Genomic DNA, 18,988 nt, shown 5'->3' with positions numbered 1-18,988 from the left:
AAATCCCTATAATTTAAGACATGCTGGCTATTATAAGCTTTAAAACTTAAGAAGGGTTTTTGATGGATAAAATGTTTGGTCTCCCGCGCGTTGCCTCCTGTATTCTGCTATCTCTCATGGCAGGGGTGTTTGCGAGTTGCCAACCAGAGCCCCCCCCCACCCAAAACCAACACCAAAGCACAGTCCAAGAGCCCCCCAAACAAGAAGCCCGACAACTCCGTCCCCGCCCAATGGTAATCAAAATCCAGCCTAGGGGACCTAGCAAGGTAGTCTTTTCTCAAGAGGACTACTACCCTTTGAGCGGGCGCGATGTAGGCGTAGAGAAAAGCAATGGCAAGCTTTTTTTAGAGATTTACTCCTTCAAATTGCAAAAATTCATGCAAGGCGAGGTCTTCCCCACCAAGTTGCAAACCCAAATTTTTGCGCTCAATAACTCTTCCACACAGATCACCAATATAGAAGGACAAATCGACATCTACAAATACAGCCAAAAAAAGCAAAAGGTGGCTAATATCAATGCAATTTACCAACGCTACACCCTCACCCAAAAAACGCCCACGCGCTTTGAAATCGCTATCCAGGCCATACCCCCTTATTTTAATGTGAGCAACTGCCGTATCGTGATCCGAAAACAACTCATTGATACCTTTACCCATAGTCGTGAAGTGATGATCAATTTAGACTTCAAACGGGAATTGCGTAACAAAGCGGTATTTAATCTATTTTTAGAGTGTCCCAAATAGTGGCGACCCCTGAAAGATTTGAACTTCCGTTTCCACCTTGAAAGAGTGGTATCCTTGGCCACTAGATGAAGGGGTCGATTAGAGATCAAAATTTGGGGAGATGGCGGAACGGACGGGACTTGAACCCGCGACCCCCTGCGTGACAGGCAGGTATTCTAACCAGCTGAACTACCGCTCCATGGTGGTCGCTATAAGACTCGAACTTATGACATCCACCTTGTAAGGGTGGCGCTCTACCAACTGAGCTAAGCGACCTTGTGGTGACTCCTAGGGGATTTGAACCCCTGTAACCACCGTGAAAGGGTGGTATCCTAACCACTAGATGAAGGAGCCTTTGGTGACCCGTGCTGGATTCGAACCAGCGGCCCATTCCTTAAAAGGGAATTGCTCTACCTGCTGAGCTAACGGGTCATTTGCACGCACGAAAGAGTAATATTACAATTTTTACAAAGCTTTGTCAAGACCCAAGATGCCCAATTGCTTTAAAGAGACGCTAACTTGGCTCATATCTTGCACACGGCATTGCTTGATCGCTGTGTGCCTACTTTTCGAGCCCTTTTATCCTGTTGGCTTATCCTGTTGGCTCTCAGATACTGGGTGAATTGGTGTAAGGCGTTTTTGTAACTTTTTCATCTTTTAAAGCCTTGTAGGCCTATGCCATAGTTGTAATCTTGTGGCTAGTACTTGTAAATAAGCCGCCCCGAGCACCCACCCCCCACCCCCGCGGGGCTATGGTTATTTTTCTTGCAATAACACCTCGCGCCAGTTGTGGGGGTGATCTTGCATGAGGGTTTGTAAATACTGGGCATGGCTGGGGTTGGAGCTAAAGATTGGCAAGTAAGGACCCAGAGAGTTTAGGCTAATATCGATGATGTTAGAACTCCCATCGCCCATGTTTTTGACTAAGATTTGGTGTGCATGCACGGGGGTATTTTCTAAGAAATGTTTTTCCATACTGCTGAGTTGAATCCCAAAATCCCGACTTAGAGCGGTGCTGTCCATGTTTTTTTGGGGGTAGAATAAAAGAGTGCCCATGTTTTTGACAAAACTTTGGGCGTTTTTAATGGTGTGTAGTTGGTTGATGTCCTGCAGGGCGAGCACCACCACGCCATTAGCCTTACGGGCTTGGGTGATCAAAGTGTTAATGTGTTCGTTGAGGACTTCATTTTGCGCATAACTTTTAAATTCATCCACAAAGAGCAAAAAGCCTTGATTGCGTTGCAAGGCTAGGTGGAAAATCTTATAAAAAATGTAGTAAGCCAATAGCCCTAAATCTTTGGGGTTGGGCGAGATGGCATCCATGTTAATGGTTGTGATGGGGGTTTTAAATTCTAGACTATCCTCAAGGGCGTTAAAAAGGGGATTGTTTAAGTAGGGCTCTAGACTTAAAGAGAGTTTGGGGGTGTGGGTTAGGGCTTCTTTAAAATCTTGGAGATTAAAACTTTGGGGTGGCAAAGTGGCATAGAGGCTTTTGAGGGCCTTTAAAATGGCGTTGTGTTCTTGAATGTCGGTTTGGTGGGGCGAGCTTAAGGGGACATTAAGCATAGCGGCATAAAAGGCGTGCAAAAAGTCTTGGTTTTGTTGGGAAAAGGGCAGGGATAAGGGGTTGATAGCAAATTGATCGCCAGAGTTGTAAGTCCCACCAAAATAATGTGTGTAAGAAAAGAGGCCGTAAGCGCGATCGAGGGCTAAGATGTTGAGGTCGGGGTATTTGAGCGCGCTCATCATCAAAAAGCCCATTAAGGTTGTCTTGCCCGCCCCCGTGGCACCGATGATCATGGTGTGCCCATTAGCCTTAAGTGTGCTGTGGGCTTGGTATCTGACCTCTTGGTTGTGGAAGTTAAACAAATAGGGCGAGTGATCCAAGTTTTTAAACACGCTTAATGGCATAGGCCCCCATGAGTTGCTTTTAAACCCCCGATTGGGTTTTTCAAACACGATGAGGCACGCTAGGGCTTGGGTACTTTGGTGGCGCAAACGGGGGTTGAGATTCAAACGCCCTGGAAAAAAGGAAAAGTAAGCGGGTTTGAGCCCCAAAGTTTCCACCACTGCGATCAAATGTTCGTTAGAGAGTAGGCTTAAAACCTCTTGGGTTTGCTGGTTGAGGATGTCTAAATTAGAGTTTTTAAGGATGATATTCAGGGTACATTTTTGCAAACAAAGCCGTTTGGCTTTGATGAGTTCATGGTAGTTTTGCAACTCGGCGCGCACAAGGGCACTCCAGCTCAAGCGGATTTTTTCTTGCACAAAGCTTAAGGATTCGGGCAAACCCAAAGGCTCGATAGAAAAGATAATTTCTAGTTCTTTTTCTTGGTGCAAGAGGGTGGAGAGGGCAATGGATGTGATGGTTTTGCTCCCATAGGCCTTTACCCCTAAGATACGCTTATAAGTGAGCGTACCATTGTGATCTTGGATGTAATAATCTTTGTGGAAGTGCAGATTGGTCGCAATGTAGCTATCTTCCAAAAAGCCCAAGCTAGGTTTAAGGGGCAAATCCACCCCATTGATGAAGCGGGCATAAAAATTGAGGGCTTGGGTGGAGCTTAGTTGGGTGGGCTTGAAGTCTTTGAGGGCATGGGTAATTTGGGCGATGTTTTGGGTGAGCAGAGAAACTTTATGGGCGTAGCTTTCTTGCGGGTGGCTTTTTTCTGTGGAAGTGGTGAGTTTTAATTTTTTCTTTTCAAAAAATCCCTTGATGGGGTTGGTGGTGGTTTCCAAAATAAGGTAATAGGTATTTTCATAAATGTCCTTGCTTTCAAAGTGGTTGATGATGGTTTGGGCATAGTGGTTGTTAAGTTGCTGGTTTTGCTGGAGTTGCACTTTTTGGCGTTGGGTATAGATTCTGAGCACCACGCCTTGGAGTTGTTCTAAGGCGTTTTTCTTGTGATCAAAATAGCTCTCCAAGTCCTTAGCAAGCATTGCCGTTGCGCTCAGGCCCTCAATTTGCAAAATCCCCACTAATTGCTCTTGTTTGGTGAGCAAAAAATGCGCATCGTATAAACCTAAAATATTATTTTCCTCCGCCAAAGAATAGACTTTAGGGAGCGCGCCTAAGAAAAGGTCTAGGGTTTTATCGCGTAAAAATTGCCATAACTCATTTAGCATGTGGCAGTTATCTAGGGTGTAGGAGACTCAAACAAGCACACCCTAACAATAGAAAATCTGCAAAATTAGTTATTCTTGGCTAAAGAAACTTTGGCAGGTGTGTTTTGCAAAGTGTTGTAAGCTTGTTGGAGTTGCCAAAGGGTTTGCATGCGATCGGGAATGTAGCTTTTATTCCAAGTTTTGGGGTCTAGGATATTCAAATGGTTTTGATTGACCTTATCCTCAAAGCTCAGTTTAGGATTTTCACCCGTACCTAAAATCTCTAAAGCCTCCTGAGGGCTAAGTTCAGTGCTCTGTAGAGAGAGTTGCTCAAAACCCTCATAAAGCTGGTTAAAATCCGCATTTTCTAGGCGTAAAAACGCACCCACATCGATCAGGGCTTCTCTTTCAGCTTCGCCTAAAATCCCATCGCTATAGGCTAAGACCAATAAAAATTCCACCAGCTTCACGCGTTTTTTATATTCGCCATGCGCTAGCTCTAAAAACTGGGTGCAAAGACTCTCGAGGCTTGGCATGTCTTCACTGGCATAAAGTTTTTTGAGGTCCTCTAAGTTTTTAGTCTCCGTGCCCATTTGGCTTAAATCTTTTAAGAAAATCTCCAATAGGGCATCAGAGAGGGCGTTAGCATTGACCTTGCGTCCAAATTGGGCTATCAATCTCACCACCACTCCCTGTTCGCTAGATTTCAAAATATCTAGAGGGTCGGGCAAGGTGTAAATCTCGGGGACTTTCTCCACAGGCTCTACGCTAGGGGTGGGGAAACTCTTTAAAGGATTTTTCAAATACTCCTGCAGGGTGTAATATAAGTAAATCAACACCACCGCTACACCCACAATTAAAATCACTTCCATACAATCATCCTCTTATCATAAATTGGCATCATCTTGTTTTTGGTGCGTTTTGCGGTAACTTCTCTCCGTTGTGGCTTGGATCAAGCGTCGCTTCTCCTCTTTCTGTTTATTTTTCAAATCCATTTGGCGTTCATAGCTTCTTTTGAGTTGCTGGATATAGTCTTCCCGCTTTTCTGGGGATTGGAAAGAAATGGGTTTGATGAGCAAAATAAAGGCTAGGAAGAAAAAAATCATCAAGGACAATTCACCCGAATCCTCTCCATTGAGCAAATACCAAGAGAGGCTGATGATGCTTGCAAAGATGATTTTTAATCCTGTTTTCAAGGGAACTCCTAGATAAAACTAAAGGGGTTCGCGTGTGTGTCTAAACCTAGGGTCTGCTTGTTGGTTTCGCCCAAAGCTAACAAGGCTAATTGGGGCAAGAATAAAAGACTGGTGTTGTCATGATCGCGTTGGTAGAGCTTGGAGGCTTTTTGTGCCAAAGTGTCGAGCATGTGGAATTGGCTAAGAGAGGTAGTGAGCAAAAAATCCACGCCTAGATCGATGGCCTCATAGCGGATACTGGCAGATTGCTTGAGGGCTAGAGGCGTATCAATTTCTAAAAGATGGGCATAGGACTGGGTGGCAAAAAGGGGCGTGTGGCATTTTAAAGAAAGCCGATCAAAGAGCGCATTGTAATGGGTGGGTTGTGCCAAATGGTAGCCCCCAAATAGAGCCGTGCTAAACCCGGTAAAAATGGAGTGGCTTGCAAAACCCTCTAGGTCTAAAAAATCTGTACTCAAAAGGTCGTTGAGATAGGCCATTTGTGCTTCTGGGTGGTATTGCAAACCATGGGGAGCTAGGATTTTTTGGATTTTCTCTTGCCATTCAGGGCTTTCATCGAGAATTTTTTTAGCATAAAGGGCATTGGCATAGGAATCTTCATCGCAAAATAAAAGTGTTGCACCGATCTGGTGGGCTAGGGCTAAATTGTAGCCCTGCGCGCCCAAAAACTTTTCTAAATCCCCAAAACGCCCCCAATACCCCCCATCAAAACAGCAAGTAAGCTCCACAAATTCCACTTTCAAACGGCTTAATAGAGCGCGCGTACTCTGCAAGAGGGGGGCACTATTAAAGAGTTTTTCATACCCATTAAAGATCAAAAAAGCAACTTGGGTACTAGGGGGGGTTTGTTTGGGTGGAAAGGCGTATTTTAAGGCTAAATTCTTGCCCACATGCGCCCATGTGTTGTTGGCAATGGGGCAGGCTGAGCCATGGGTTAGCATTTTTTGCAGATCATAGATGGCTTCATCAAGGCGATCACTGGGGGGGTAGAGATAGTTTTTGAGGCTCACAAAGTGCATCACGCCATACTTGTCATGGGCGATGCTTTGCAAGAAATCCCTAGCGCGGGTGGGGTAGCGATTCATCAGCCATCTAACATACAAGAAAAAGCCATCCCCATAGTAGCCCGCTTGCTTTTTGGGTGTGATGAAATTAATATTGGTGTATTTAGCCAACTCGCTCTGCTCGCTTGCAGTCAAAAAGGGCGCGCTTTGCAAGAAAGACTGGTATTGGCTTAGAATGGCAGTTTCATCCATGAGGAGGTCTTTAAGGGCATATTCAGCCGCTAAAGGCTCTAACACCCACTCAACAGAGAAGCGTTCTACTAACTCAGAGATGGGGAGATTCTCAAAAATGGCAACTTGGTTGATCTTAAGCCCCAAATGGGTTGCATCATAGCCAAAATCGGGGAAGGGGATGTGTTCGAGCACATCTTTTAAACGCCAATCAGGGAGATATTCTACGATGCAGAGCGGGTAGCTAGGGTTATACTGGTTTTTGGCATCAAAGCGGAACACCCGTATCTGCAATTTTAAAATACTCATTTAGGACCTTTATCTTGCAAGGACTGAATCGCTTGCTGGTTTCTAGGATCGGAGAGGAAGGCATCTTTGGAGCTTTGGAGTTGCTCGGTGGTGTTATCTGTAAAGAGCATGGAGGGGTCGCATCGGTTAAACAACACCACATTCGAGTCGTTCTTATCCTTGATGATGATTTGCACAATCCCACTGAGTGCGATCTTGACCGTGGTTTCGATATTGTCTCCCAAACCCGCCTCAAAACTAATTTCTGGGGTTTCTCTATAGATTTTCAGGCTTTCAAAGGTGTAGCCTGCCAGCACAAAGAGCACAAACGCCCCAAAACTCTCTAAAAGGTCTTGGGGCAAGAGGGGTTCAAAGCGCACCTTAGAGAGATCGCAAAAGATGCTAAAATTAACGCGGTTGTGGTGCAAAAAATACAGGCAATCCCGGCAGTGTTGGTCTGTCATGGTATTGTATTTTTGCAACAAATCCATTAAAGCAACCTTTCAAATTCCTCTAGCATTTTTTCCACCTCGCCCATGCCAATTTGCCAAAACTCCTGATGCCCGATGTCAAACCCAAACATCCCCACCAGTTCCTCGGGGCTTTGACTCCCACCCTTGCTTAAAAAGGTGGTGTAGGTCTCTACAAAGGCCTGTTTGTCTTTGGGGGTACTCTTTTGGCGGTAGAGTCCAAAGAGTGCCAAGACGAGTAATTGCCCGTAACTATAGGAGTAACAATAAAAGGGCGAATGGATAAAGTGGGGAATATAACTCCACCAACGGGCGTAATTCTTGCTGAGTTTCACGCTTTTGCCAAACATTTTGGCGTTTTCCTCTTGCCAAATCTGATCAAAGTCTTTGACCTTGAGTTCTTCCTCGGTAGCATGGATACGGCGTTCAAAATTGGTCATCACCACTTGCCTAAACATGGTGGAGAAAATATCCTCCAATTTGCCCGCATAAATGCCCCGCAATTCTTTTTTGTCCAAGTCTTTTTTGAGACTCTCAAATAGCAACATCTCCCCAAATACCGAAGCGGTTTCAGAGGTTGTCAGCGGGGTATTGGTGTTCAGATAACCCACTTGTTTGCTGAGTTCTTGGTGGATCATGTGCCCAAACTCATGGGCGATGGTGAAAGCTGAACGCCGGTTGCCCGTAAAGTTGAGCAAAACATAGGGGTGTGCGCTGGGCACGGTACTATCGCTGAACGCCCCACCTCTTTTATCCGGTCTGGGGTGCGAATCGACCCAACCCCCATCAATGCCTTTTTTGACAATCTCATAAAATTTAGGTGAAAAGTCTTTGTAAGCCTTCAAAACAAGGTCTAAGGCTTCTTTGTAGCTAATGGGGGTTTCTTTGTCATTGATGGGGGCATAGCGATCGTAATCTTTGAGCTTGTAGCCCAAAATCTTAGCCTTGCTTTTGTAGTAACGATGTACCAAGCTATAATTGGCATTCACAATCTCTAGCATGCTATCCACGCTCTCTTGGGAGATTTGGTTACCCAAGTGCCTAAAGGTTTCGGGCTTATCATAGTGGCGTAATTTGGTATCAATATGCAAATCTTTGCGCACCATGTTAAGCACATAGGTGAGCACCAAGCTATTTTTTTTCAAAGACTTGGTTAGGGCTTTCTGGGCTTTTTTGCGCAACTTGCGGTTGGGATTGTGCAATTCGGCTAAAATTTCCTCCTCGCCGATCATTTTGTTTTCAAAGGGGATTTTTAGCGAAGTGATGACTTGATCGAAAAGCTTAGAAAAAGCATCCACGCCCACGCTAGAAGTGGCTAATAAAACTTTCTCTTCAGGCAGGCTCAACATGTGGGGCTTTTGGCGCAAGAGCAAGCGCAGGAAGTAGGCGTATTTGGGGGTTGCGCTAATAATCGCCTCTTGTTGTGTGTCCTCTAGGGCGCAAAACTCATTTTCAACAAACAGGAGATGTTGTGCCATATCCGCACAGATGAGCTGGTATTTGGAATAAAGATCACTGCGTTTGGAATCGCTAGCAAAGATCAAAAAGACATAGACCATTGCGCGCGAAATCCCTTCACTCAAGTTTTCATAATCTTCTAGCACCTTTTTAAAGGCACCGGGTTCTAGCTTAGCAAAACTTTGGGCGTGTTTTTGCTCAAAGGTCTTGACTTTTTTATCCCACTCTTTCAAGTGCTTATCCAAGGCTTCTTGGTCTTTGAATAATGCGCTCAAATCCCAGTGGTGTTCTAAATCTTGGTTTTTTAAGGTTTTGTCCATTTCTTTGGTTTGGGTTTTAACATGGCTCACGGGGTACTCCTTATGGTGATTGAATTTGGGGGCTATTTTAGCATGGATTTTAGAGGTGTTGCTAACATAATCTAAGGATTTTACCACTTGCAATGGCAAACTCTACTTAAAGACGTGTTATAATCCCCCTAATATTTAAGACCAAAGGACGCAAGATGAAAGCAAGACAGGTTATTTTGTTGGGCATGTTTTCTAATATGGTGTTATTTGGGGCATGTAGCGTTTATGAGAATACCGATAGCTCCAAGAAACCTCCAGCCAGCAAACATATAGAAGAAAAAAAAGAGCTAGAAAAACCCAAAGAACACCCCCTCCCCAAGCCCCCTAAACCCAAAGAACCCGCTCCCAAACCCCCGCTCCCCAAAGTCGTTCCAACGCCTCCGCCCAAGCCCACCCCCCCCCCACCCAAGCCAGAAACAACCCAAACCCCCAATAATCAGGTGATTGTGATCAATTCCAGTCGTTTTTTAATAGGCTATGGTGTGGCGGACATCAAAAGCACGGCAAACGACGATTTGGATGATAAAGAGGATGCGTATTTCAATGCCAGACGCATGCTCACTTTTTCGATTTACAAAAAGTTTAGCCAAGTTTTGGACAAATACCACCTCAAATCCGATAATCTTAAAAATATCTTGCTCTTTAGCATTGATAAAGCCATTGACAGCATGGATATTTACAAAGAGAAAAAATATGTTGTGTTGCCCCATTACCGCAAAGTCTTAGCATTGTTTTTGGTCGATAGCAGTGTTTTAGAACGTATCCGCCAAACCGTGCGCGCACAATACAATTTCACCAACGAACAACGCGCCGTGATCGATCGCTTGATCTACACTATGCAAAATGAGGACACACTCCACTAATTTCATTCACATGCTTGGCACATGTTGGCACATTTTCATTCACATGTGAATGAAAATGTGAATGAAACAAGTCAAAACAGCTCTTTTGAGGCCACAAACAACCCATATTGGCACATATACATGTGCCAATATGTGATTTAAAAAACCTTTCTATTCACATGCCCTAAGCCCCAACCCAACACACTTAAAGAGCTCTCATTCACATGTTCACCTGCCCTACTACTATTGCTAAATTTTATAATACATGCTAAAAACCCCACAAGCCCAAAGATAGATTGCAAATGTGGATGGTCGTTATCCACTAAAAATTAAAATGGATTTTGATGACTAACCTTTTCGCACAGATCTTCGGCCAAGTTACCACTCGCACGCTAAAGCCCACAAGCTTAAAGCTAAGCGTATAGTTACCTAGCATTAGCATGGTGTACTAATACCCACTCCGTTGGGGTAGGGAACATGAGACTCCTAAGTGAGCTGGTTTGAAACCATGATCTGCTAAAGTTAGAATCCCCTAACTTTAGTTATCTGGAGTATGCCGATCCGAGGGGTTTTGAAAGATTAAAAGGCGATAGTGAGAACCTGTCCGTTTATAGCACTCTGTAAATAAACCATTTAATTGAACCTAACAGAACAATCTTTAAGAATCAAAGGAGATTAGCAAGGAACTTTAAAGTTTATCTGATCTTAAGGCTTTATAGGGGGCAAAATCTGCTCCAGGCTCTAGATGGAATCTAGTATAAAGCTGGCGACAAGACCATCAAAGCATGGGTTCTAGCTAAAAATTCCACACATAATTACTATAGAGGACCAAGCTTCTTTGGAATGTAACACCAGAAACCCCGCTGGGCGTTACAGAGCGGAAATAGTAGTTGCGCACAATGGGAATTTTTAAACCAAATTCAAAGCCTTGGTGCTTGGTTACATTGGCCCGCACCCCAAAGCGCAAGGGGATTTGGAAATAACTAAAATTAATGCTGGTTCCGGGGTATTTAGTGAGACTTTCAACAAAGCTAGCCCCGCTATTATTCCAAGAGCTCCCCGCAAAGGCGATGCCCATAAAAAACCCGGTTTGAATCTCGCGCGTGTTGATAAAATTAAAGAGGTAATCCACACCCACGCCATAGACATTGTTATTATAGCGCGCACCATTGAAGGTCGGGTTGTCATAGCCATAGTCATAAAAAGCATAGACTCGAAACCCATTGCGTTTTTCTCTCTTGCCCAAAAAGAACTTATAGCCCCCCTCCATACTAAAACCATACATGTTACTTTGTCCGGAGGTATATAAGTTAAACCCAAGCGATCCGGTGATCGTGGTTTTAACTAGGGCATACTGCAAACCCGCAGACACATAAAACCCCCTTTTTTCAGCTAAAACAACACTCCCTATCAATAACAACCCACAACAAACTAATTTTCTCAACACTTTTCCTTAAAAATCAAAATTGCCTTGCTTGCCCTTATTCATGCTCGCATGTACACTCTGCACGAAATTTTGGCGATCTGCACACTCCAAGACCAGTTCGCATGGCAAACACGAGTCTAATCCCTTGCGCTCTTGGCAGGCTCTAATTTTAGCACACCAGCTATCTAATTCCGCCTCAAAATCGCGTTCCACCTAAAAATCCCCCAACGCTTCCATCTCGACTTTGGAGCCCAAAAAGCATGCACTCTTGGCATGCAAGCTCTCTAATTGCTGATCTAAAAGTCTTTGCCCCCCCCTAAGCAAGGCTAACCCCCCGGCTTGCTCGATCACAAAAGCCAAAGGATAGACCTCAAAGAGTTGGCGTAACTTGCCCTTGGGCGCATCTTGAGTAGCCGGATAGCAAAACAACCCCCCTTGTTTGCTCAACAAGTGATGCACATCAGCAACCATGCTCCCGCTATAGCGCAAGCGGTAGCCTTGCTTAAAAAAATGATCCAAAAAGACACGGTATTGCGGGCTAAAATACTCCCAACTCCCCCCGGGGGCGATGTTTTTACCCTTATCTTTCAAAGTCAAATGACCTTTGAATACCCAAGTTTGGCTTTCCTCGTGATAAAGATAATGCCCGACCTCTCCAGTTGTGGCGACCACTAATTCTAACTTAGCTCCATAGAGGATATAAGCCCCCATTTGCAAGGTGTGCGCCACTTGTTGATTAGCAAAACCCAAGGGTGTATGCTCATAAATGGCAAAAATACTCCCCACTAAAAAATTAGACCCCACCACGCTAGAACCATCTAGAGGATCAAAGGCGACTAAGTAGCCTTGGGAGTCAGATTTATAGCGTGCCTCGCTCTGTTCCTCACTCATCACACCCCCCACACATGCCAAACCCAAAAAGTGATCACTAATGAGATGATCCACCAGCACATCTAAATCAAGTTGCAAGTCGGCTGTGGGGTTTTGTTGCTGGGTGTAGTGGGGGTCTGTTTGCTTGATGAGGCGATAAACTTTAGGGGCTAGCTCTTGGAGAGCTTTTAATAACTGCTCTTTTGTGGTTGTGTCCATGTCAAGCCTTAAAATCTGAATTTGTAGTATAATTCTAGCATGGAATGTGTAGATTTGAATAGCGACATCGGCGAGGGCTTTGGAGTCTATAAAATGGGCGATGATGAGGCGATTTTAGAATGCGTTAGCAGTGCCAATGTCGCTTGTGGCTGGCATGCTGGCGATGCGCTGATCATGGAGGGTGTTGTTCAAAGTGCCCGGGCTTTAGGCGTGGGTTTGGGCGCGCATGTGGGCTATCCAGACTTGCTAGGCTTTGGGCGGCGCAAAATGGAGATTAGCCCCAAAGAAGCTAGGTGTTACACCCTCTATCAAATCGGTGCGCTAGAGGCTTTTGCCAAAAGTTACGGGTCTACCCTCCAACATGTCAAGTTGCATGGGAGTTTTTACCACCAAGCCACTAACGATCCTAACTTGGCCCGTGCGATCTTGCAGGGTGTGGCGGATTATAACCCCAATCTCATTGTGCTCACCTTGAGTCAAAGTTTGATGGCTATAGAGGGGCAAAAAATGGGGCTAAAAGTGGCTGAAGAAGCCTTTATTGATCGGCATTATCAAGCCAATGGGCAATTAGTGCCTAGATCCCATCCCCAAGCACTGATTAGCGATGTAAATTGTGCCCTGGAGCGCGCTTTAAAGATGATCACCGATTGCAAGGTAAGCACTTTGGAGGGCGTAGAGATAGATATCAAAGCACATTCTTTATGCATACATGGGGATCACCCCAAGGCCTTAGAATTTGCCAAACAAGTGCGTACCGGGTTAAAAAAACATGGCATCGCCATCCAGCCCCTAAGATCGATCTTAGGACTTCCCCATTAAAACGCGGTCGTTCTTATGGGGTGTGGCTTTTTTTAGCGCCACTGCTGCCATTGGTCCGGGCTTTTTGACCCAAAGCGCGCAATTCACTCAAGAATTAAAAAGCTCTTTTGTAGCCGTGATTGTAGTTTCCATCATCGCCTCTTTGATCGCCCAAATCAATGTTTGGCGTGTGTTGGGCATTTCCCAACAAAGAGGGCAGGATGTTGCCAACACCTTACTACCCGGTTTGGGGCATTTTTTAACCTTTCTTATCACACTGGGGGCTTTGGCTTTTAATATTGGGAATGTGGGCGGAGCAGCTTTGGGGTTACAAGCATTAGTGGGGCTGGACTTAAAAAGCGGTGGGTTGCTCAGTGCCTTACTAGCGATCCTGATTTTTTTATCCAAGAGTGCGGGGCATTTGATGGATCGCGTGGCACAGATTTTAGGCGTGTTGATGATCATCTTGATCGCCTTTGTTGCGTTTTTCACCCACCCACCCATCGCCCAAGTAGCCAAAGAAACCCTCTTCCCTAGCCATTTTTCAATGACCGCCACCATCACGCTCATTGGGGGGAGTGTGGGGGGGTATATTGTCTTTGCCGGGGCGCACCGCTTAATTGATTTGGGCGTTGTGGGGGAAAAAAACCAGACTCAAATGGATCGCGCCGCTTATCTGAGCATCGGGGTTGCTGCTCTTGTGCGTGTCTTGTTATTTTTGGCGGTGTTGGGCGTAGTGCAAAGCGGGCATATGCTCAACCCAGCCAATCCAGCCGGGAGTGCTTTTGGGGTGGCTTTGGGCAGTTTGGGTTATAAAATTTTTGGACTGGTATTTTTGGCTGCTAGCTTGACCTCCATTGTGGGTGCTTCTTATACCAGCGTGTCTTTTTTAAAAAGCTTTGTTTGGGTGCAAAAACACCAAAGGGCTTGTGCCTTAATTTTGATCAGCCTCTCGACCTTAATTTTTATGGTGATTGGCAAGCCCGTGGCGTTACTGATTTTAGCTGGGGCCCTCAATGGACTTGTTTTGCCCATCACGCTAGCTGTGGTGTTGGTAGCAGGTTACCAACCCTGCATTGTGGGCACTTACAAGCATTCTATCTTCTTAGCGGTGTTGGGCTGGGTGGTGGTGGGCTTGAGCGTGTATTTGGGTGTTCTCTCGTTTAAGCCCTTGGTTTTAATGTTTAGCTAGGAGTTGGTTGTGGAAGGTGTGGTTTGCCGTGCTTATGGGGAAAGTGCATTATTATTAGAGTTTGGCTCTGAGATTACGCCCCAAATCAATGCCCAAGTCAGGCAGGCTGGTCTTGTCATTGAACAAAAAGCCATTCAAGGTGTGCTAGAAGTGGTGGGGGCTTATGCTAGCCTGCTGGTGATTTACGATCCGCTTGTTTGCTCTTATGCACGCTTGGAAGAAGAGCTACAAAATTTAGAGCTAGGCATACCTAGTCGCCGTCGCCCAGAAGAACAAGTTTCTTTGGTGTCCATCCCCACATGCTATGAATTGGGCTTGGATTTAGAGTTTGTGAGCACGCACACACATTTAAGTCCAGCGCAAATTGTCCAAAAGCACAGCGGGCGGGATTACTTGGTCTATATGCTGGGCTTTTTGCCCGGGTTTGCTTATTTGGGCGGGCTAGACCCCAGTTTAGCTGTGCCCAGATTAGCCCAGCCTAGAGCAGAGGTTGCCCCGGGGTCTGTGGGGATTGCGCACGCCCAAACCGGGATTTATCCGCTCAAATCCCCGGGGGGTTGGCAGATTATTGGGAAAACACCGCTTAAACTCTATGATCCGCATAAAAATCCCCCCGTGTTGCTCCAAGCCGGGGATTATGTGCGCTATGAGCCCATTTCTTTAGAACAATACCAGCAATTAGAACACCAGATCGCACAAGGGGGCTATGAGCCCCAACGCACACAAATTGGGCGGGGGGATTTGCATGTCTAGTATCCGGGTTTTGCAAGGGGGGTTATGCACCACTATCCAAGATTTGGGGCGTTTGGGTTATGCGCGCTTTGGGATTCCTGTAGCGGGGGTGATGGATGAATTTAGCGCAAGTGTGGCTAACTTTTTGGTGGGCAACCCTAGAGAATATGCTCTTTTAGAAATGCACTACTTGGGGGCATGTTTGGAGTTTTTAGAACCGATGCACATTGCCATTGGGGGGGCTAATCTTAGTCCCAAGATCAATGATTGTGTGGTTTTTAATTGGGAGTCTTATGCGATCAAACCCGGGGATATTTTGAGCTTTGGGATGCCCCAATCGGGTGTATGTGCCTATGTAGCCTTCTCAGGAGTGCTAGATGTGCCTAGCGTGCATGGGAGCAAATCAACCTATATGCATGCCCAAATGGGGGGATTTTTGGGGCGCAAATTGCAAAAGGGGGACTTGTTAAGCGTGCGGGTGCGTGTTGAGAATAAAAAGCGTCATTTGGCCGAACATTACCGCCCCCTTTATCATACCCATGCCTCTTTGCCCGTGATCTTAGGGCCTCAAGATTTTTATTTTAGCAAGCAGATAATCCGCCAATTTTGCCAAACCCCCTATCAACTTAGCAGGGGTGATCGCATGGGTATCTTCCTAGAAGGATTGCCTCTAGAGTGGTGTGGGCATGCAGAAATCATCTCCGAACCCTTGGTGATGGGGAGCGTGCAAGTTCCCTTCAATGGAAAACCCATTGTGTTGATGGCTGATCGGCAGACAATGGGGGGTTACCCTAAGATCGCCACGCTCACTAAGGAAAGCTTGGTTACCCTAGCCCAAATGCGCCCACGCGATGAGGTGCATTTTGTTCCCTATAGCATCGAACACGCCCAAGAGAGATACCACGCCTTTTACCAGCATTTAGAACATATTATGGCAAGTTTGGCATAAATGTTTTCATTCTATAATTTGGCGATAAACTAGGAGGAACGATGTTTTTCAAATGGCGCTCATCTCAGGTGACACACAAAAAGGCCCCTCTCAATCTTAATTGGCTTGTCCCTTACAAGGATTTAGGGCGTTTGGAGATCAAAGATCTTTTGGCGCAGAATCGAGTGTCTTTGCTCATGGCGTTTGTGCCCGCTACTTTGCCCTTTAACCAAGTGGTGCAGACACTTGAAAATCAGTTTTCTAGCGTTCCGGTGCGCTTTGTTATCCAAACTGCGGGGCAATTAGGTGGCTCACACCAAGATTTTTATAACCTGCACCAATCTGAGCAAATCCTCTTGCACCTCTTTGGCTCTAGCATCATCGAGCAAATTGAAACTTTCATGGTGGATACCCTCTGTTCTGACTTGCAAAGGGGCGAAGTTAGCATGGACATTGACACACGCAAGGATAAGATTAAAGAACAGATCGAACAACGGGTGCGCCCACACATGCATGTTGATCCCGCTGATACCTTTATTTTGAACTATTTTCCGGGCTTGAGCGCATCTGAGAGTTTCTTTTTAGAAGCTTTTGTAAAATCCAATGTTCCTTTGAGCCACTTGGTGGGGGGGAGTGCCGGGGGCAAACTAGATTTTAAAGAGGCAAATTTAGCCTTGAATGGCAAAATCAGCGCACATGAGGCAGTCTTGATCTATTGTAAATTAGCTAAGGGTTATTATTATGATATTTTCACCACACATAATTTTGAAAAAACCCAAACTTCTTTTTTAATCGGGGAGTGCAACCCAGAATTACGGCAGGTCAAATCCTTTTTAATCCATAACGAATTAGTGCCCGCGCTTGATGCGATCTGTACACATTTTAATTGCATCCCTAACGAATTGCCCAAAATGATGGCAGACTACACCTTTGCGGTGGAGGTAGGAGGACAGATTTTTATCCGTTCGGTGGGGAGTTTCAATGAGGACAAAAGCATTCGATTTTTCTGCGATCTTTACTTTGGGGAAACCTTGCTCTTAGTCAAGGCTGGGGATTTTGTCCAAAGCACGCACCGCAAGTTCCAAAATTTTATGCAAGGGCGACGGGCTTTAGCCATTTTAGCCAATGATTGTATCTTGCGCCGTGTGAATAATCAACAGAGTTTATCCCAATTCAAAGAATTTGATAACTGCCCCATTAGTGGTTTTTCCACCTTTGGTGAGGTTTCCCAAAACTTGCACCAAAACCAAACCCTCACGGCTCTATGTATTTTCGAGGGCAATCCTAGTAAGGAGGCCAGCAAGGGATTTTTCGTCAATTTCAGAAACACCCTTTTTTATTACGAACAGATCAAGAGCAACCGTTTAAATAAAACCCTTGCGATTAAAGACACGCTCTTGGAGCAATACGAGGGCTATAACCAGATTGTAGGGGCTAATAATTCCTATCTCAAAGAGATCGCCACAAAAGCGAGTGCCAATAATGATTATGTCAATGCGGTTAAAGAAGAGGTGTTGAAGTTACAAAGCTCAATGGCGACACTCAAAAACCTTTCCAATACCCTTTCCTCAATTGTGGGCACGATTGATGGCAATATTTCAGAGGTCTCTACAGCTCTACAAAAGATCGATCGCGTGTCTTACCAAACTAACTTGCTTGCCCTCAATGCCGCCATAGAAGCTGCACGCGCAGGCGAACATGGGCGTGGGTTTGCGGTGGTGGCTGATGAAGTGGGCAACTTAGCTAATGGCGTGCAACAGCGCTTAGAGGAGATCGGCGTTACTTTTTCCTCCATGAATGGGGCGGTGAAAAACATTGAGGATTCTTCTAAAGCGGTGTTGGATTCAGCCAATCAAAATAATGTGAGCTTAGATGAGCTCAATAAAGCGGTGGTGTCCCTAGAAGATCAATCCCAAGAAATGGAGCAGATTGCCCAAAAGAGTCTGCAAGACATCGCCCACATTCAAGATCAAATCGAGCAAATTAAAGATCACATCGCCAAAAATAAAGAATTAATCCGCAAGCTTGTTTTTGCTTAAAATTGAGACTTAAAATGCACTGGGGCTAGCGGTGCTAGACCCCTTGACTCTCTCTGGCTAATATGAACAATTTTTAGATGCCTACCCCACCCAACCTTGAGAAATTGGGAGAAAAAAGGCTTGCTAAAACCCAACAATTACACAAAAGGCGGTGATCGTAGATACAAGCTAGATAGCCTAAAAACACAATGTCAGGTTAAGCGTTTAGTGCTCACCCATAAAGACCGCTTTGGTGCGGAGTTGGTGTTTGCTATCTGTGAGGCTAAAGAGGTGGAGGTGGTTACCATCAATCAGGGTGATGAGAATGTCTGTTTTACTAAAGAAACTACGGCTATGCCTTGTTTTGAGGAGGAGTTAGACAAAGATGTGTTAGAGATTATTGCCGTATTCTCCGCTAGACTTTATGGAGCACGCTCTAAGAAAAACAGACAACTTTTAGAGCAAATGCAAGCGGTGGTAGAGAAATAGTAGAATGTCAAAAGCTACGCTTTTGCCCCACAAGATTGAACTAACCCCAAACATAAGGCTAAGACTCACTTTAAAAAGACTTTTGGCTGTGCTCGGACCTTCACGCATTTAAACCTAGCCTTAAGACTTGTTCTAGTTGTGGCAATATTAAAACCACTTTGAAATTGAGCGAGCGGGTGTATCAGTGCGAGGCGTGCGGTGTTGTCTTGGATAGAGATTTTAACGCTAGTGTTAATCTAGTCCAGCACTTAGCAGGTAGAGATTCTACCGAATTTACGTCTGCGGACACAGCCCCGCACGCGGGGTCCCCGGCTCTGTTAAGCGATTTGGCAACAAATCGCCTAGCAACCAGAATGGTGAAACAGGAATACAACAGAAACCAACTGCCTATTCTCTATAATTTTTTTAAGTTTATAAGATTTTATGTGGTTTTATAGGTTTGTAAGAACGGCTAGTTACGCGCTCCTTAAGCCACTCTTTATTTTTATTTCCCTAGAATAACCCTTTTATTTCTATAAAAAGGATCGCCATGTCCAACTTCGCTAGCTTTGTGCGGGGGGGGGGGGGGGGGGGAGAAAAAATTGGTGGTTTTTTTGCCCCCTTTTTGTGGGGGGGATGTTTATAAATGTTTAAAGATGTTTTGTGTGTGG

18 protein-coding genes and 5 tRNA genes are annotated in these 18,988 nt (G+C 45.2%); 9 read left to right on the top strand and 14 right to left on the bottom strand.

What is annotated here, in order from left to right; genetic code table 11:
* The first annotated feature begins 62 nt into the window (after positions 1–62).
* Positions 63–743 (top strand): cell surface protein, encoded by a 681-nt coding sequence (locus tag FNE76_RS05935; RefSeq protein ID WP_235852298.1) that lies wholly within the window; start codon positions 63–65, stop codon positions 741–743.
* Here FNE76_RS05935 and FNE76_RS05930 read toward each other — a convergent pair.
* From FNE76_RS05930 to FNE76_RS05880, 11 genes are all read right to left on the bottom strand, one after another.
* Positions 744–819 (bottom strand) — tRNA-Glu (locus FNE76_RS05930).
* Positions 820–844: 25 nt separating this feature from the next.
* Positions 845–921 (bottom strand) — tRNA-Asp (locus FNE76_RS05925).
* 1 nt (position 922) lies between these two features.
* Positions 923–998, bottom strand: a tRNA-Val gene (locus tag FNE76_RS05920).
* Positions 999–1,001: 3 nt separating this feature from the next.
* Positions 1,002–1,076: transfer RNA gene (locus tag FNE76_RS05915), tRNA-Glu, on the bottom strand.
* 2 nt (positions 1,077–1,078) lie between these two features.
* Positions 1,079–1,154, bottom strand: a tRNA-Lys gene (locus FNE76_RS05910).
* A 324-nt stretch (positions 1,155–1,478) separates the two neighbouring features.
* Positions 1,479–3,848 (bottom strand): VirB4 family type IV secretion/conjugal transfer ATPase, encoded by a 2,370-nt coding sequence (locus FNE76_RS05905; protein WP_120948653.1) that lies wholly within the window; start codon positions 3,846–3,848, stop codon positions 1,479–1,481.
* Positions 3,849–3,913: 65 nt separating this feature from the next.
* Positions 3,914–4,699: a TerB family tellurite resistance protein gene (locus FNE76_RS05900; protein ID WP_120948654.1), complete on the bottom strand. Its 786-nt coding sequence runs from the start codon at positions 4,697–4,699 to the stop codon at positions 3,914–3,916.
* A gap of 15 nt (positions 4,700–4,714) precedes the next feature.
* Positions 4,715–5,023 carry a hypothetical protein gene (locus FNE76_RS05895; RefSeq protein WP_120948655.1) on the bottom strand — a complete coding sequence of 103 codons (309 nt, stop codon included), beginning with the start codon at positions 5,021–5,023 and terminating at the stop codon, positions 4,715–4,717.
* Positions 5,024–5,031: 8 nt separating this feature from the next.
* Positions 5,032–6,567 carry a DUF5644 domain-containing protein gene (locus FNE76_RS05890; protein ID WP_120948656.1) on the bottom strand — a complete coding sequence of 512 codons (1,536 nt, stop codon included), beginning with the start codon at positions 6,565–6,567 and terminating at the stop codon, positions 5,032–5,034.
* Complete coding sequence (locus FNE76_RS05885; RefSeq protein WP_120948657.1) at positions 6,564–7,037, bottom strand: hypothetical protein; 474 nt, start codon at positions 7,035–7,037, stop codon at positions 6,564–6,566. Before FNE76_RS05885 ends, FNE76_RS05890 begins: the two co-directional genes overlap by 4 nt.
* A complete protein-coding gene (locus tag FNE76_RS05880; protein WP_120948660.1) occupies positions 7,037–8,794 on the bottom strand; it encodes a M3 family oligoendopeptidase in 1,758 nt (585 codons plus the stop codon). The genes FNE76_RS05885 and FNE76_RS05880 overlap by 1 nt, the downstream gene beginning before the upstream one ends.
* 185 nt (positions 8,795–8,979) lie before the next feature.
* Between FNE76_RS05880 and FNE76_RS08565 the strand changes: the two genes are divergently transcribed.
* Positions 8,980–9,687: a hypothetical protein gene (locus tag FNE76_RS08565; protein WP_235895362.1), complete on the top strand. Its 708-nt coding sequence runs from the start codon at positions 8,980–8,982 to the stop codon at positions 9,685–9,687.
* 775 nt (positions 9,688–10,462) lie between these two features.
* Here FNE76_RS08565 and FNE76_RS05865 read toward each other — a convergent pair.
* Genes FNE76_RS05865 through FNE76_RS05855 form a run of 3 tightly spaced genes read right to left on the bottom strand, consistent with a single transcriptional unit; the run spans position 10,463 to position 12,181 of the window.
* Positions 10,463–11,113: an outer membrane protein gene (locus FNE76_RS05865; protein WP_235852249.1), complete on the bottom strand. Its 651-nt coding sequence runs from the start codon at positions 11,111–11,113 to the stop codon at positions 10,463–10,465.
* A 6-nt stretch (positions 11,114–11,119) separates the two neighbouring features.
* Positions 11,120–11,305 (bottom strand): hypothetical protein, encoded by a 186-nt coding sequence (locus tag FNE76_RS05860; RefSeq protein ID WP_120948281.1) that lies wholly within the window; start codon positions 11,303–11,305, stop codon positions 11,120–11,122.
* Complete coding sequence (locus FNE76_RS05855) at positions 11,306–12,181, bottom strand: class 1 fructose-bisphosphatase (RefSeq protein WP_120948280.1); 876 nt, start codon at positions 12,179–12,181, stop codon at positions 11,306–11,308.
* A gap of 39 nt (positions 12,182–12,220) precedes the next feature.
* Between FNE76_RS05855 and FNE76_RS05850 the strand changes: the two genes are divergently transcribed.
* The 7 genes from FNE76_RS05850 to FNE76_RS05820 all read left to right on the top strand — a co-directional run bounded on the left by FNE76_RS05850 (position 12,221) and on the right by FNE76_RS05820 (position 18,775).
* A complete protein-coding gene (locus tag FNE76_RS05850; protein ID WP_143928420.1) occupies positions 12,221–13,000 on the top strand; it encodes a LamB/YcsF family protein in 780 nt (259 codons plus the stop codon).
* A 22-nt stretch (positions 13,001–13,022) separates the two neighbouring features.
* Positions 13,023–14,171 carry an NRAMP family divalent metal transporter gene (locus FNE76_RS05845; protein ID WP_120948278.1) on the top strand — a complete coding sequence of 383 codons (1,149 nt, stop codon included), beginning with the start codon at positions 13,023–13,025 and terminating at the stop codon, positions 14,169–14,171.
* Positions 14,172–14,180: 9 nt separating this feature from the next.
* Positions 14,181–14,924 carry a 5-oxoprolinase subunit PxpB gene (pxpB, locus tag FNE76_RS05840; protein ID WP_120948277.1) on the top strand — a complete coding sequence of 248 codons (744 nt, stop codon included), beginning with the start codon at positions 14,181–14,183 and terminating at the stop codon, positions 14,922–14,924.
* Positions 14,917–15,852, top strand: a complete 936-nt coding sequence (locus tag FNE76_RS05835; protein WP_143928419.1) for a 5-oxoprolinase subunit C family protein — start codon at positions 14,917–14,919, stop codon at positions 15,850–15,852. The genes pxpB and FNE76_RS05835 overlap by 8 nt, the downstream gene beginning before the upstream one ends.
* 41 nt (positions 15,853–15,893) lie before the next feature.
* Positions 15,894–17,870: a methyl-accepting chemotaxis protein gene (locus FNE76_RS08750; protein WP_120948276.1), complete on the top strand. Its 1,977-nt coding sequence runs from the start codon at positions 15,894–15,896 to the stop codon at positions 17,868–17,870.
* Between the two features lie 69 nt (positions 17,871–17,939).
* Positions 17,940–18,338, top strand: a complete 399-nt coding sequence (locus FNE76_RS05825; protein ID WP_120948275.1) for a MerR family transcriptional regulator — start codon at positions 17,940–17,942, stop codon at positions 18,336–18,338.
* A 158-nt stretch (positions 18,339–18,496) separates the two neighbouring features.
* Positions 18,497–18,775, top strand: a complete 279-nt coding sequence (locus FNE76_RS05820; protein WP_185963012.1) for a zinc ribbon domain-containing protein — start codon at positions 18,497–18,499, stop codon at positions 18,773–18,775.
* The last annotated feature ends 213 nt before the right edge of the window (positions 18,776–18,988 follow it).

Origin of the sequence: Helicobacter mehlei (assembly GCF_007280785.1) — a bacterium.
Classification (GTDB): Bacteria; Campylobacterota; Campylobacteria; order Campylobacterales; family Helicobacteraceae; genus Helicobacter; species Helicobacter mehlei.
The sequence above is the reverse complement of the archived record's forward strand: the minus strand, read 5'-3'. Positions and strand labels throughout refer to the sequence as shown.

Bases quoted from the DNA above. Each gene is read 5' to 3' on its own strand.
- FNE76_RS05935 (WP_235852298.1), top strand. From the start codon at position 63: ATGGATAAAATGTTTGGTCTCCCGCGCGTTGCCTCCTGTATTCTGCTA.
- FNE76_RS05905 (WP_120948653.1), bottom strand. From the start codon at position 3,848: ATGCTAAATGAGTTATGGCAATTTTTACGCGATAAAACCCTAGACCTT.
- FNE76_RS05900 (WP_120948654.1), bottom strand. From the start codon at position 4,699: ATGGAAGTGATTTTAATTGTGGGTGTAGCGGTGGTGTTGATTTACTTA.
- FNE76_RS05890 (WP_120948656.1), bottom strand. From the start codon at position 6,567: ATGAGTATTTTAAAATTGCAGATACGGGTGTTCCGCTTTGATGCCAAA.
- FNE76_RS05885 (WP_120948657.1), bottom strand. From the start codon at position 7,037: ATGGATTTGTTGCAAAAATACAATACCATGACAGACCAACACTGCCGG.
- FNE76_RS05880 (WP_120948660.1), bottom strand. From the start codon at position 8,794: ATGGACAAAACCTTAAAAAACCAAGATTTAGAACACCACTGGGATTTG.
- FNE76_RS08565 (WP_235895362.1), top strand. From the start codon at position 8,980: ATGAAAGCAAGACAGGTTATTTTGTTGGGCATGTTTTCTAATATGGTG.
- FNE76_RS05855 (WP_120948280.1), bottom strand. From the start codon at position 12,181: ATGGACACAACCACAAAAGAGCAGTTATTAAAAGCTCTCCAAGAGCTA.
- FNE76_RS05850 (WP_143928420.1), top strand. From the start codon at position 12,221: ATGGAATGTGTAGATTTGAATAGCGACATCGGCGAGGGCTTTGGAGTC.
- FNE76_RS05835 (WP_143928419.1), top strand. From the start codon at position 14,917: ATGTCTAGTATCCGGGTTTTGCAAGGGGGGTTATGCACCACTATCCAA.
- FNE76_RS08750 (WP_120948276.1), top strand. From the start codon at position 15,894: ATGTTTTTCAAATGGCGCTCATCTCAGGTGACACACAAAAAGGCCCCT.